This is a genomic window from Sphingomonas sp. BT-65, from assembly GCF_026107375.2.
Lineage (GTDB): Bacteria > Pseudomonadota > Alphaproteobacteria > Sphingomonadales > Sphingomonadaceae > Sphingomonas.
The window spans coordinates 1,819,362-1,832,209 of the sequence record NZ_JAPCIA010000001.1 but is presented as its reverse complement, the minus strand read 5'-3'; the positions used below and the strand labels follow the sequence as shown (position 1 = coordinate 1,832,209).

Below are 12,848 nucleotides of genomic sequence, written 5' to 3'. Positions count from 1 at the left end.
GCCGGAGCCGATGACCGACAATTCGACGTCCCGCGCGCCGATCGCCGTCGCCCTGATCTCGGGCGGCCTCGACTCGTTCGTGTCCGCCGCGCGCGCCCGCGCCGACGGCTATCGCCTGCTCGCGCTCTCGGTCGACTATAACCAGCGTCACCAGGTCGAGCTCGCTGCGGCGCGCCGCATCGCCGCATCGCTCGGCGCCGAGCGCCATGTCGTGCTTCCGCTCGACCTGTCGCAGTTCGGCGGCTCGGCGCTCACCGCCGACATCGACGTGCCCAAGGGCGGAGTCGGGGAGGATATTCCCGTCACCTATGTCCCCGCGCGCAATACGATCTTCCTCAGCCTCGCGCTCGGCTGGGCCGAGGCGGCGGGCGCGCGCGACCTCTATATCGGCGTCAATGCGCTCGATTATTCGGGCTATCCCGATTGCCGGCCCGAGTTCATCGCGGGGTTCGAGAAACTCGCCGAGCTTGCGACCAAGGCGGGCGTCGAGGGCGAGCCGTTCCATGTCCACGCGCCGCTGCAGGACATGACCAAGGCCGGCATCGTCCGCGAGGGCGTGAGGCTCGGGCTCGATCTCGGGCTCAGCTGGTCGTGCTACGATCCCGCGCCGGGCGGGCTGCATTGCGGCCTGTGCGACAGCTGCCGGCTGCGCTCCAAGGGCTTCGAGGAAGCGGGCGTCCCCGACCCGACCCGCTACGCGCAGCACCCATGACCTATGCGGTCAAGGAGATGTTCCTCACCCTCCAGGGCGAGGGAGTGAATGCCGGCGCGCGCGCTGTGTTCGTGCGCTTTGCCGGCTGCAACCTGTGGTCGGGGCGCGAGCAGGACCGCGCCGCGGCGGTGTGCAAATTCTGCGACACCGATTTCGTCGGCACCGACGGCCTGGGCGGCGGCAAATTTGCCGATGCGGATGCACTGGCCGCGGCGGTCGAGGGCTTCTGGGGCGAAGGACGCGAGCGGCGGTTCGTGGTGCTGACGGGGGGTGAGCCGATGCTCCAGGTCGACGGCGCGCTGGTCGACGCGTTGCATGCACGCGGCTTTCGCATCGCGATCGAGAGCAACGGGACGCTGCCCGTGCATCCCGGCATCGACTGGGTGTGCATCAGCCCCAAGGCGGGGAGCGAGGTGGTCCAGCGCGCGGGCGACGAGCTCAAGCTGGTCTGGCCGCAAGCGGGCACCGACGTCGCGATGCTTGAGACCTGGGACTTTGCCCATTTCCTGGTCCAGCCGATGGACGATGCCCACGCCGCCGCCAATGTCCAGGCGGCGGTGGATTTCGCGCTCGCTCGCCCGAAATGGCGCCTGACGCTTCAGGCGCACAAATCGCTGGGGCTGCGTTAGGGCGGATCGGGATCAGCCCATCTTGGGATGAAGTGCCCAATTCCTCCCCCGGAGGGGGAGGGGGGCGCCGCAGGCGGTGGAGGGGTACTCTCCCCACGCGACATCGTTTGTGGAGGTTACCCCTCCATCATCGCTTCGCGATGCCACCTCCCCCTCCGGGGGAGGAATTATGGAATATCGATCCTGCTCACCGCTTCGGCTGGCACCGCTGCGGCGAATACACGTCCTTGCGCCAGCATTTCTCGTTGGCGAGCATCGGCGCCACCACTGCGGGCACATGTGCGAAATACATGCTAGGGAATTGCTGCTCGCCCCAGCGGATCAGGCTGTTGCGGATCTCGCGCAGCCGCTGCGCCGCGACCTCGCCGAACTGGCCGCGCGGCGTGAACACCACCTGATTCGAGACATCGTCGGCCGCGGCGCAGAAGGTGAGCTGGGCATGCACCGCCGAGAAGCTCGAATAGACCTTGGTGCCATATTGATCGAGCGCCATCTGCCCCGCCTTGGCGGTCTTGTTGGTGCGCATGAAATATTTGGTCAGCGTGGTGTAGGAGCTGTTGAGCTCGGCGGCATGGTCCTTGAGGATGGTGTTGTAGTTGGGCAGCGTCAGCAGCGTCGGCGCGAACTGGCACTGCAGCGCGGCGACGTTGAGCGCGGCGCGCAGGTTCCACACCATCGCCGCGCGCAGCTCGGGCTGGGTGGCGCCGGGCAGCGCCTGCGCCAGCACGCCCGGCTCCTCGCCGGTGATGCGCGGGCCGGAGATGTCCGGGCCCTTGAAATAGAATTGCGCCGATGCCGGCGCCGCAATGCAGAGCGCCGCCGTTGCGGCACCCATGCAAACCAAACGCGAAACGAGCATCCTCAACCCCTTGAACTCGAATACCGTGCGCCCGGGTTACGGATTTTTTACCGCGCTCCCAAGCGCTTTTTGACCCCGGCTTCGTTGCGGCGGCGCAAGGAGCCGCAGGAATGCGGAGCCGCCGGTTCAACCTTACCAGACCCACCGGAATCGAAAGGGCCGCCCGGTTGCCGGGCGGCCCTCGACAAACTGCAATTCGCTTGGGCGCGAGATTACATGCCGTTGCCCATGGCGTCGTTGCCCATCGACATGGTGTCGTTGGCCATGCCCATGTCGTTGCCGGTGGCGCCGTCGACCATGGTCATATTGTCGCTGGTGGTGCCATCGAGCACCGGGTCGGTCGCGTTGACGTCCGTCACAGCGGTGTTGTCAGCGGTGGTCTCGGTCTTCTCGCCGCAAGCCGAAACCAGCAGCGCGGCGCTGGCGATCATCGAACCGGCAACGGCCTTGGTGAAAAGTGCACGCATGTATGAGGCTCCCTAGATACGGTGGGGCCGGCGCATTGGCCGTTATTCCCCGAACCGGCGTGGACATTAGTCGCTTCGTGCCTTGCTCTCAACCCCGCTTCTGGGCGGTGCATGCGCCGCCCAGCGAGTCGAGAAAGGCCGGGAACGCTAACGCAAGCGCAGCGTCAAAGGTTGCCGGAGAAATGTCTTTTCCGAGCGCGGCGGCGCTGGTGACCGGGAATTCGGGCAGTCCGCACGGAACGATCCCGTTGAAATCATTGAGGTTCGGGTCGAGATTGACGGCGAAGCCGTGCATCGTCACCCAGCGCCGCACGCGTACCCCGATCGCGCCGATCTTGGCCTCGCTGCCGCCATCGCGGGTCCAGATCCCGATCCGCCCCTCGGCGCGGAAGGCGTTGATGCCCAGCCCGGCCAATGCCGCGATCACCCAGCCCTCGAGCGCGTGAACATAGCAGCGCACGTCCTTGTTGCGGCGACCCAAGTCGAGCATCGCATAGCCGATCCGCTGTCCCGGCCCATGATAGGTGTAGCGCCCGCCGCGCCCGGTCGCGAACACCGGGAAGCGCGGATCGATCAGCTCGGCCGGGTCGGCGCTGGTGCCGGCGGTATAGACCGGAGGGTGTTCGAGCAGCCAGATCAGCTCGTCCGCCTCGCCCTGCTGGATCGCGGCGACCCGCGCTTCCATCGCCGCCAGTGCCTCAGGATAGGGCACGCGCCCCTCCGCCACCTGCCACTCGATGCCGCTCTTCGTCTCCATCGCGCGCAAATGGCGCGTTGTGTGCCGCTTCGCAACCGGTGGCGCGGCTCGGCAGGATCGGCTAACGGTTCGCAATAAGGGGTGAAACATGATCAGCATGGGTACCGTCTGGGATCGGACGGCGGAATTTCTGAGCGACAATCTGGGAACGATCCTGCCGATCGCGCTGACCGCGATCTTCGTTCCGGCCGCGATCAGCGGCAGCCTTGGTGAGCTGAACCGCGGTGCCACGCCCGGGCTGGCGGCGGGGCTCGGCCTCGCCTCGCTGCTGCTCGCGGTGGTGACATTCTGGGGCCAGCTCGCAATCACCGCGCTGGCGCTCGATCCTTCGCTCGGCAAGGGCGCGGTGCCTGCCGCCACGCGCCGGCTGCCCGCCGGATTGCTGGTGATGATCGTGCTGCTGCTCGCGGCGCTGCTGCTGGCGATCCCGGTCGGGGTGATCCTCGCCCTCAACGGCGTCGATTTCAGCGCGGCCACGCCCGGCGCGATGCCGCAGGTGCCGCCCGCCGCCGCGTTGTGGGTGACTCTCTACGTCCTGGCCCTGCTGCCGGTGCTGCTGTGGCTCGCCGCGCGGCTCGCGGTCGTGCTGCCCGCGCTGGTCGGCGAACGGCTGGCGATCGGCGCGATTCCGCGCAGCTGGCGGCTGACCGGTGGGGTAGCGCTCAAGATCGTCGGCGTGCTGATCCTCTATGCGGTGGTGGCCACCGTCGCCAGCCTCGCCGCCACCACGGCGTTCGGCGCGGTCATCACGCTGGTCGCCGGGCGCGGCGAGGACGGCCTGTCGCTCGCCACCGTGCTCACCGGAACCGTCGGCGGCGCGGTGTCGACCGCGTTCACGGTGCTCGGCACTGCGTTCACCGCCAAGCTGTTCCTCGCGCTGCGTGCGGCCAAAGAGGCTGCCGCCGCGCAATGAGGCTGTCCCTTGGCAGCACGCTCGCCGATGCTGCGGCCCTGTGGCGCTCCGAGCGCGACCTCGTCGTCCGCATCGCGGGGGTCTTCTACCTGTTGCCGATCCTCGCGCTGGCGATGCTGGCGAGCGGGATGGCGCTGCCCGACCAGGCGACGCCCGAGCAGGTGAGTAAGGCGGTCAGCGACTTCTATCGCGCCAACCTGGTCTGGCTGCTGCTGATCTCGGCCGCGCTCGAATTCGGCACGCTGGCGCTGCTCAAGCTCTTCCTGCAGGGCGGCAACACGGTGCGCGGCGTGCTCCAGGCGGCGGCGGTGCGGCTGCTGCCCTTCGTCCTGCTCGGTTTCGCCAATGGCGCGGTGATGCAGCTCGGCTTCACGCTGTTCGTCCTTCCCGGCGTCTACATCTTCGGCCGCACCTGGATGATGGGCGCCGCCTATGCCGCGGAGCCGGGTCGCGGGCTGTTCGGGGCGATCGAGCGCGGCTTTCGCCTCAGCACCGGCAACGGCTGGCGCCTCGCGCTGCTGGGGTTCGGCGTGGCGATGGTGATCGGCGCCGGGGCGCTCGCGCTGCTGATCGTGGCGCAGATGCTGATCGCGGCGGCGGGGAGCGCGCAATGGGCGCAGGCGGTGTTCCTCGTTCCCGTCGCCGCAGCGGCCTCCGCCGCTTATGCCGCCTTCACGCTGGTGCGCGTCGCCGCCTATCGCCGGCTGGCGGGGTCGAGCAACGGGATGTGAGGCGCCGCTTCGCGCGGCACATGGCCTGACAGGCGCGGATCGGGGAAGGTTTCGACCGCGCGGCTGAACGCCGTGAAGCCGCTCGCCCGGTAGAAGCCCAGCGCCGACGGGTGGTCCAGCGTGCAAGTATGCACCCACACCCGCGTTACCTCCTTCCGCCAGGCACGCGCGAGGGCTTGCGCCATCAGCCAGCGGCCATGCCCCTGCCCGGCGAGTTCGGGCACCAGCCCGAAGAAGGACAATTCACACGTTCCCGCTTCGCGGAAGTCGAGTTCGAGCAGCCCGATCTCGATCCCGCGCGGGTCGGCCACCGCGAAGATCTCGACGCCGGGATGATGGATGATCGCCGTCAGCCGCGCCTCGTCCATGATGAGGCGCGAGAACCACAGCCACGGCTCACCGACGCGGCGAAACAGTGCGCGATACTTGTCCGGCGCGGGCTTCTCCCACTTCACCAGCCGCAGCGGCGAATCGGGCAGGGGACGGGGCCGCGGGCGCTCCAGCATCTCCAGGCTGGTGACGATCGTCGCCACCTCGCCCGGCTTGACCGGAATCAGCCCCATGTAGCGACCGGCGGCAGGCTCATCAGGATCGCGTCGATATTGCCGCCGGTCTTGAGCCCGAACAGCGTTCCCCGATCATAGACCAGGTTGAACTCGGCATAGCGCCCGCGCCATTCGAGCTGCCGTGCCTTGTCCGCCTCGGTGAAGGGCGTGGCCATCCGCCGCCGCACGATCGCGGGGAAGATGGCGAGGAACGCCCGCCCGACATCCCGGGTGAAGGCGAAGTTCGCGTCCCACGCGTCGCCCTCGCTGTCGAGGTGATCGTAGAAGATGCCGCCCACCCCGCGATGCACCTTGCGGTGGGGGATGTAGAAATAGTCGTCCGCCCATTGCTTGAACCGCGGATAATGCGCGGGATCGTGCGCGTCGCAGGCCGCCTGCATCGCCGCATGGAAATCGGCGGTGTCGTCCTCATAAGGAATCGGCGGATTGAGGTCGGCCCCGCCGCCGAACCAGCGCTTGGTGGTGCACAGGAAGCGCGTGTTCATGTGCACCGCCGGCACATGCGGATTGGCCATGTGCGCGACCAGGCTGATGCCGGTGGCGAAGAAGCGCGGATCCTCGCCCGCGCCATGGATCGACTTGGCGAAATCGCCCTCGAAAATGCCGCCGACGGTCGAGACGTTGACCCCGACCTTCTCGAACACCTTGCCCTTCATCACCCCGCGCACGCCGCCCCCGCCGGGCTCTCCGGAGGGATCGGCGCGGTCCCAGGGCGTGTAGTCGAACGCGGCGTCCGATCCCGCCTCGCGCTCGATTCCCTCGAATTCGGCGCAGATCAGGTCGCGCAACGCTTCGAACCAGGCGCGGGCGGTGGCTTGTTGGTCGTCGAGGGTCAGCATGCGCGGCCCCCTAGCCGATCGATGCGGCGAAAGGCCAGCCGCCGGTTTGCCGCAGCGCTTCCGCCAGCACGATCCCCACCGACACCGACAGGTTGAGCGAGCGCAGCCCCGGCGCCATCGGGATCACCACCCGCGCATCGGCCCGCGTATGAACGTGCTCGGGCGCCCCCGCGCTCTCGCTCCCGAACAGCAGGATATCGTCAGCGGCGAAGGCGAACGCGTGCAACGGCGTCGCCGCCCTGGTGGTCAGCAGCACGAGTCGGCCCGCCGCCTGCCCCGCAAAACCGTCCCAGTCCGCATGCCGGGAAACCTCGACATGATCGATATAATCCATGCCGGCCCGCGCCACGCGCTTGTCGTCCCACGCAAATCCCATCGGCTCGATCAGGTCGACCGGCGTCGCCAGGCACGCGCCGATCCGCAGGACGGCGCCGACATTCCCGGCAATATCGGGCTGGAACAGGGCAACTCGCATGGCTCTCCCGATAGGGCAGGGGCACTACCGGTCACAAGTGGGGGCCATCCTAGACAAAAAGGCGGTTGGCAAATGCGGCATGTGGCGTCTATCAGGCCGCCCAACCACCGGGGGCACCGGGGGATTTGGCGTGGCGTTCGCGCTTCGCCGCACCGGATTCGATAGAGGCGCACTCGCGCCAGGTTTTTGAAGTGCAAGGGCTGATGCATGGCAACGCTTGATGAAGCTGTTACCCCGGACGGAGCGACCGACGCGCCGGCCGATCCCCGCCGCCGCGACTATCTCGCGATCGGCGCGGTCGCCTGGGCTGGCGTCGGCGCAGGCGTCGTCGCGATCCCGCTGGTCCAGCAGATGAGCCCGTCGGCCGACGTGCTCGCGCTGTCGACCACCGAGCTCGACATCTCGGCGATCCAGCCCGGCCAGTCGATCAAGGCCAGCTTCCGCAAGCAGCCGCTGTTCGTCCGCAACCTGACGCCGAAGGAAATCGCCGAGGCGAACGCGGTGCCGGTCAGCGACCTGCGCGATCCGCAGACGCTCGCCGAGCGCACCAAGGCGGGCAAGGAAAACTGGCTGGTCACGCTCGGCGTCTGCACCCATCTCGGCTGCGTGCCGCTGGGCGCGGGCGAGGGCGAGAACAAGGGGCCGTTCGGCGGTTATTTTTGCCCGTGCCACGGCTCGGCCTATGACACAGCCGCCCGCATCCGCACCGGCCCGGCACCCAAGAATCTCGAGGTGCCGCCGTATGAATTCATTTCCGACACCGCGATCCGGGTCGGCTGAGGGGCGAACAGGCAATGAGCTTTCCCTGGGCAAAGCAGTATGAACCGAAGCACCCGCTGATGAAGTGGGTGGACGACCGGCTCCCGCTTCCGCGCTTCGTCTACAACGCGGTCGGCGCCGGCTATCCGGTCCCGCGCAACCTCAACTATTTCTGGAACTTCGGCGTGCTCGCCGGGATGTTCCTGGTGATCCAGATCGTCACCGGCATCGTGCTCGCGATGCACTATGCGGCGAACGCCGGGATCGCCTTCGACTCGGTCGAGCACATCATGCGCGATGTGAACGCCGGCTGGTTCCTCCGCTATGCGCACGCCAATGGCGCGTCGATGTTCCTGCTCGTCGTCTACATCCACATCGCCCGCGGCCTCTGGTACGGATCGTACAAGGCGCCGCGCGAGATGGTGTGGCTGCTCGGCGTCGTCATCTTCCTGCTGATGATGGCCACCGCCTTCATGGGCTATGTCCTTCCCTGGGGCCAGATGAGCTTCTGGGGCGCGCAGGTGATCACCGGCTTCTTCTCGGCGATCCCGGGCGTGGGCGAGACGATCCGCATCTGGCTGCTCGGCGGCTTCGCGCCGGACAACGCCGCGCTCAACCGCTTCTTCTCGCTCCACTATCTGCTGCCGTTCGTGATCGCCGGCGTGGTCATCCTCCACATCTGGGCGCTGCACATCCCGGGTTCGTCGAACCCGACCGGCGTCGAGGTGAAGAGCGAGCAGGATACCGTGCCGTTCCACCCCTATTACACCGCCAAGGACGGCGTCGGCGTCGGCGTGGTGCTGCTGGTGTTCGCGGCGCTGATCTTCTTCGCGCCAAACCTGCTGGGCCACCCGGACAACTATATCCCGGCCAACCCGCTCTCGACCCCGGCGCACATCGTGCCCGAATGGTATTTCCTGCCCTTCTACGCGATCCTGAAGTCGTTCACGATCGACTTCATCTTCCCGGCGAAGCTGTGGGGCGTGCTGGCGATGTTCGGCTCGATCCTGCTGCTGTTCTTCCTGCCGTGGCTCGACACCTCGCCGGTGCGCTCGGCCAATTACCGGCCGGCCTATCGCTGGTTCCTGCTGGTGCTGCTCGTCGACGTGATCGTGCTGGGTTACATCGGCGGCGCCGCGCCGTCGCCGGGCGTGATCCTGATCGGCCAGATCGCCACCGCCTATTACTTCCTGCACTTCCTCGTGATCCTGCCGATCGTGTCGGCGATGGAGCGTCCGCGTCCGCTGCCCAACTCGATCACCGAGGCTGTGCTGGCCGGCAAGGGTGGCACCTCGCCTGCGCAGACCGCGCTGGCTGCCGAATAAAAGGGGCTTGAGACAACATGGTTCGCATCGGCGGATTTATCATCGGCGTCGGCTTCGTCTTCGCCCTTCTCCTCGGCATCTGGGACACGGTCTACAACTGGATCAAGGAGCCCCCCGCGGCGACCGCGGAGCATGAATTCCACCATCATCCCAAGAAGGTGGACTTCTCGTTCAACGGCTTCTTCGGCAAGTACGACAACCGCCAGCTCCAGCGCGGCCTGCAGGTCTACAAGGAAGTCTGCGCCGCCTGTCACTCGCTGCGCCTGGTGTCGTTCCGCGACCTTCAGGCGCTGGGCTATGACGAAGGCCAGGTGAAGACGATCGCCAAGGGCTTCCAGGTCCCGTCGATCAACCCGGAGACGGGCGAGCCGGCGACCCGCGACGGCATCCCCTCGGATCGCTTCCCGTCGCCCTATGCCAACGACGTCGCCGCGCGCGCCGCGAACAACAACGCGATCCCGCCCGACCTCTCGCTGATGGCCAAGGCGCGCCACGACGGCAGCAACTACATCTACTCGCTGCTGACCGGCTATCAGGACCAGCCGGCCGAGCTGCTCAAGGAGTTCCCGGAGGCCAAGACGCCGCAGGGGCTGCACTACAACCCCTATTTCGCGACGCTCAACCTCGCGATGATCCCGCCGCTCAGTAACGGGCAGGTGACCTATTCCGACGGCACCGCCGCAACGCGCGACAATTACGCGAAGGACGTCGCGGCGTTCCTGACCTGGACCGCCGAGCCCAAGATGGAAGCGCGCAAGACCGCCGGTCTCGCGACGGTCATCTTCCTCCTGATCTTCTGCTTCCTCGCCTATGGCGCCAAGAAGCAGATCTGGCGGAACGTGAAGGACTGAGACCTTCGCCTGGACAAGTTTCTCCATCGGCCCGGGAAGCGATTCCCGGGCCGTTCGTTTGAAGGGATAAGACGATGCCTGCCGACGACCTCGCCGCGCTGATCCGCACCATCCCCGATTTCCCCAAGCCGGGGATCATGTTCCGCGACATCACCACGCTGCTGCTCGACCCCGCCGGGCTCGCCCGCGCGGTCGAGGGAATCGTCGACGCGGTGGACAGCCCGGTCGACCTCGTCGCCGGGATCGAGGCGCGCGGCTTCATCTTCGCCTCGCCCGTGGCGCTCGCGCTCGGCGCGGGCGTTCTGCTCGTGCGCAAGGACGGCAAGCTGCCCGGAGCCACCGTCGCCGAGGACTATGCCCTTGAGTACGGCACCGACCGTATTGCGATCCACGCCGACGCGTTCGCGCCCGGCGCGCGCGTGCTGCTGATCGACGACCTCATCGCCACCGGCGGCACCGCGCGCGCCGCGGTCCGGCTGCTGCGCAAGGCCGGCGCGCAGGTGACCGAGGCGGCGTTCGTGATCGACCTGCCCGATCTCGGCGGCGCCGACGCGCTGCGTGCCGAGGGCATCCATGTGACGGCCCTGACAGCGTTCAAGGGGCATTAAGGAACCGGGGCGTCAACTCTCCCGTTATCAATAGGATGGCGCGCCATGCGCCCGTGGAGAGTGACATGTACATCCCGCGTATCTTCACCGCAGGGCTGATCGGCGCGGCGGCGCTGGGCCTGTCGGCGTGCACCGACGGCTATGGCTATTCCGGCGTCTCGCTCGGCTATGGTAGCGGCGGCTATTACGACGACGATTATTATGGCGGCTACTATGGTGGAGGCTATTACGGCAGCCCCTACTGGGGCTGGTATGGCGACTATTATTACCCGGGCAGTGGCTACTACGTCTACGACCGCTACCGCCGTCCCGTCCGCTGGAGCGGCGCGCAGCGCCGCTATTGGGAGCAGCGCCGCCACAATTGGCGGGGTGACCGCCGCGAGGTGCGCGAGAATTGGCGCGAGTTCCGCCAGGACCGCCGCGTCGACGACCGCGCCTTCCGCCAGGACCGTCGCGGAGACCGTCAGGCCTATCGCAGCGGTCAGGTGACCCGGCCCGAATACCGCGCCGAGCGCCGCGACGACCGGCGCGAGTATCGCCGCGAATATCGTCAGGACCGCCGCGAGCTGCGGCGCGAGAACCGCCGCGACTAATCGATAGACGGCGGCCTGTGGCTTAGACTGCGGGCCGCCGCGCCACCAATCCGCGCGCAACGAAGCTCATCACCGGCTCGTCATGCTGGTTGTAGACGGTCATCCGTGCGCGCGTGCGTCCCATCTCGGGCCGCTTTTCCATCGGCTCCTTCTCGAGCAGCTCGTTCTCGCAGCGCAGCGTGTCGCCGGGATAGACCGGCTTGATCCAGCGCAGTTCGTCGATCCCGCCAGCACCGAGGCTGGCCGAGGGGTTGGCCTTCATATGCTCGACGAACATCGCCATGGTCATCGCGCAGGTGTGCCAGCCGCTCGCGGCGAGCTTCCCGAAATGCGTCTTGGCCGCGGCCTCGTCGGACAGGTGGAAGGGTTGCGGGTCGTATTTCCCCGCGAACGCCAGCACTTCCTCGCGCGTCACCTCGTACGAGCCGAAGCTCGCTTTCTCGCCGACCGTCAGGTCCTCGAAATATTTCATGGAATCAGTTTCGCCTTGAAACCTATCTTTTGCAAGCCCTATCGTGCGCGCAGGGCGGGCCTCAGCGCCGAGTCATCGCCGTCGATCCCAGGCGCGGCGGGCAGCCCGATCAGCGTGCGCAGCAGCGGATAGACGTCGACATTGTCGAACGGCGGCAGCCGCACGCCCGCGGCGAAGGCGGGTCCGCTGGCGATGAACAATGCCTGCATCTCGGGCGCGGCATTGTCCCAGCCGTGATTGCCGCCGTGCCACGGCTCGGCGGGGGGCTTGGTGGCGATCATCCAGCCCGTCTCGGCGAGGCACAGGAACGACGCCACCCGCGGGTTGCGGCCATAGCGCAGCCGCGCGGGGATCTCGGCCTGGCGCCAGCATTGCATCCGCGGATGCGGCTTGCGCAGCGCCGCGGCCAGCGCCGCCCCGCGTCCCGGCTGCGGCTCGATCGTCGCGAACGGGCCCTCCTCGATCACGCGATAGTCCTGCGGGTTGGCGATCTGGTCGAGCCGGATCAGCCGCTCGGTGCTCGCCGCCGCCATGCCGTGATCGGCGACGATCACGAGGTTCGCGGGCTGGCCCAGCGCCGCGAGCTCGTCGGTCAGCCGGCCGATCAGCGCATCGACGTCGCGCAACACCGCATTGGTCTCGGCGGCGTCGGGTCCGAAGCGATGGCCGGCGGTGTCGACGACATCGAAATAGAGCGTTGCGAAGCGCGGGCGCGTCGCAGCGGGCCGCCGCATCCAGTCGATCACCGCGTCGACGCGCTGCCGCCCGCTGACCTGCTGGCTGAACTGCTGCCAGTCCGATGGATAGGCGCCCTGGATCTTCACGTTCGAGCCTGGCCAGAACATCGTCGCGGTGCGGATGCCGGCCTTCTCCGCCGCCACCCAGATCGGCTCGCCCTGTTCCCACCAATAGGGGTCGGTGACGGCCATGGTGAACGTCTCGCCCGGCCGCGCCGGATCCTCGAAGCGATTGGCGACGATGCCGTTGCGATCGGGGACGAGGCCGGTGACGATCGCATAATGATTGGGGAAGGTCTTGGTCGGGAAGGCCGGCCGCATCGCGCCGCGCGCGCCCGCCGTCGCCAGCCGCGACAGCGCCGGGGTGATTCCCCGGTCGAGATAGTCGGCGCGGAAGCCGTCGATCGAGATCAGGATGGTCACCGGCGTCCGAACCTCGCCCGCGGGCGCCGGCGGCGTGGGCGCGATCGCGGGCGGGGTGGTGCAGGCATAGAGCAATCCGGCGATTGCAGCCGCCGCCACGGTCTTGATCCAGCGCATGGCGGCGGCCCTAAT

17 protein-coding genes are annotated in these 12,848 nt (G+C 67.7%); 9 read left to right on the top strand and 8 right to left on the bottom strand.

The annotated features are described in order from the left end of the window. The first annotated feature begins 10 nt into the window (after positions 1 to 10). Together queC and queE are read left to right on the top strand one after the other, a co-directional pair. Positions 11 to 712 (top strand): 7-cyano-7-deazaguanine synthase QueC, encoded by a 702-nt coding sequence (queC, locus tag OK349_RS08770; RefSeq protein ID WP_265117436.1) that lies wholly within the window; start codon positions 11 to 13, stop codon positions 710 to 712. Continuing rightward, entirely contained in the window at positions 709 to 1,341 is a 633-nt protein-coding gene (gene queE / locus OK349_RS08765) for a 7-carboxy-7-deazaguanine synthase (RefSeq protein WP_265117435.1), read from the top strand. Before queC ends, queE begins: the two co-directional genes overlap by 4 nt. A gap of 187 nt (positions 1,342 to 1,528) precedes the next feature. Here queE and OK349_RS08760 read toward each other — a convergent pair whose 3' ends face one another. The 3 genes from OK349_RS08760 to lipB all read right to left on the bottom strand — a co-directional run bounded on the left by OK349_RS08760 (position 1,529) and on the right by lipB (position 3,424). Further along, on the bottom strand, positions 1,529 to 2,176 hold the full coding sequence (locus OK349_RS08760; protein WP_265117434.1) for a hypothetical protein: 648 nt from the start codon (positions 2,174 to 2,176) through the stop codon (positions 1,529 to 1,531). Between the two features lie 236 nt (positions 2,177 to 2,412). Beyond that, positions 2,413 to 2,667: a hypothetical protein gene (locus tag OK349_RS08755; RefSeq protein WP_265117433.1), complete on the bottom strand. Its 255-nt coding sequence runs from the start codon at positions 2,665 to 2,667 to the stop codon at positions 2,413 to 2,415. Positions 2,668 to 2,755: 88 nt separating this feature from the next. Then, positions 2,756 to 3,424, bottom strand: a complete 669-nt coding sequence (lipB, locus tag OK349_RS08750; protein WP_372340544.1) for a lipoyl(octanoyl) transferase LipB — start codon at positions 3,422 to 3,424, stop codon at positions 2,756 to 2,758. Positions 3,425 to 3,512: 88 nt separating this feature from the next. Between lipB and OK349_RS08745 the strand changes: the two genes are divergently transcribed. Both OK349_RS08745 and OK349_RS08740 read left to right on the top strand, forming a co-directional pair. After that, positions 3,513 to 4,337: a hypothetical protein gene (locus tag OK349_RS08745; protein ID WP_265117431.1), complete on the top strand. Its 825-nt coding sequence runs from the start codon at positions 3,513 to 3,515 to the stop codon at positions 4,335 to 4,337. Beyond that, positions 4,334 to 5,068: a hypothetical protein gene (locus OK349_RS08740; protein WP_265117430.1), complete on the top strand. Its 735-nt coding sequence runs from the start codon at positions 4,334 to 4,336 to the stop codon at positions 5,066 to 5,068. Before OK349_RS08745 ends, OK349_RS08740 begins: the two co-directional genes overlap by 4 nt. Here the strand turns inward: OK349_RS08740 and OK349_RS08735 are convergent. From OK349_RS08735 to OK349_RS08725, 3 genes are read right to left on the bottom strand one after another with little or no spacing between them, the layout of a single operon-like run. Beyond that, positions 5,032 to 5,631 (bottom strand): GNAT family N-acetyltransferase, encoded by a 600-nt coding sequence (locus OK349_RS08735; RefSeq protein ID WP_265117429.1) that lies wholly within the window; start codon positions 5,629 to 5,631, stop codon positions 5,032 to 5,034. The genes OK349_RS08740 and OK349_RS08735 overlap by 37 nt on opposite strands. Then, complete coding sequence (hemF, locus tag OK349_RS08730; RefSeq protein WP_265117428.1) at positions 5,622 to 6,473, bottom strand: oxygen-dependent coproporphyrinogen oxidase; 852 nt, start codon at positions 6,471 to 6,473, stop codon at positions 5,622 to 5,624. Before hemF ends, OK349_RS08735 begins: the two co-directional genes overlap by 10 nt. Before the next feature lie 10 nt (positions 6,474 to 6,483). Beyond that, positions 6,484 to 6,948, bottom strand: coding sequence for a tRNA (cytidine(34)-2'-O)-methyltransferase (locus OK349_RS08725; RefSeq protein ID WP_265117427.1), 465 nt, complete (start codon positions 6,946 to 6,948; stop codon positions 6,484 to 6,486). A gap of 207 nt (positions 6,949 to 7,155) precedes the next feature. On the opposite strand from OK349_RS08725, the gene petA reads away from it, so the two are divergent. The 5 genes from petA to OK349_RS08700 all read left to right on the top strand — a co-directional run bounded on the left by petA (position 7,156) and on the right by OK349_RS08700 (position 11,084). Further along, positions 7,156 to 7,728, top strand: coding sequence for a ubiquinol-cytochrome c reductase iron-sulfur subunit (petA, locus tag OK349_RS08720; RefSeq protein WP_265117426.1), 573 nt, complete (start codon positions 7,156 to 7,158; stop codon positions 7,726 to 7,728). Positions 7,729 to 7,742: 14 nt separating this feature from the next. Next, the gene (locus tag OK349_RS08715; RefSeq protein WP_265117425.1) at positions 7,743 to 9,032 is read left to right on the top strand and encodes a cytochrome b; all 1,290 of its coding nucleotides are present in this window, start codon (positions 7,743 to 7,745) and stop codon (positions 9,030 to 9,032) included. A 17-nt stretch (positions 9,033 to 9,049) separates the two neighbouring features. Beyond that, positions 9,050 to 9,883: a cytochrome c1 gene (locus OK349_RS08710; protein WP_265117424.1), complete on the top strand. Its 834-nt coding sequence runs from the start codon at positions 9,050 to 9,052 to the stop codon at positions 9,881 to 9,883. Positions 9,884 to 9,957: 74 nt separating this feature from the next. Next, positions 9,958 to 10,491, top strand: coding sequence for an adenine phosphoribosyltransferase (locus OK349_RS08705; RefSeq protein ID WP_265117423.1), 534 nt, complete (start codon positions 9,958 to 9,960; stop codon positions 10,489 to 10,491). Positions 10,492 to 10,556: 65 nt separating this feature from the next. Next, positions 10,557 to 11,084 (top strand): hypothetical protein, encoded by a 528-nt coding sequence (locus tag OK349_RS08700; protein ID WP_265117422.1) that lies wholly within the window; start codon positions 10,557 to 10,559, stop codon positions 11,082 to 11,084. Between the two features lie 22 nt (positions 11,085 to 11,106). Here the strand turns inward: OK349_RS08700 and OK349_RS08695 are convergent, their stop codons facing one another. Then, positions 11,107 to 11,556: a MaoC family dehydratase gene (locus OK349_RS08695; RefSeq protein WP_265117421.1), complete on the bottom strand. Its 450-nt coding sequence runs from the start codon at positions 11,554 to 11,556 to the stop codon at positions 11,107 to 11,109. A gap of 38 nt (positions 11,557 to 11,594) precedes the next feature. Continuing rightward, positions 11,595 to 12,833 carry an alkaline phosphatase family protein gene (locus tag OK349_RS08690; RefSeq protein WP_265117420.1) on the bottom strand — a complete coding sequence of 413 codons (1,239 nt, stop codon included), beginning with the start codon at positions 12,831 to 12,833 and terminating at the stop codon, positions 11,595 to 11,597. Positions 12,834 to 12,848: the final 15 nt, after the last annotated feature.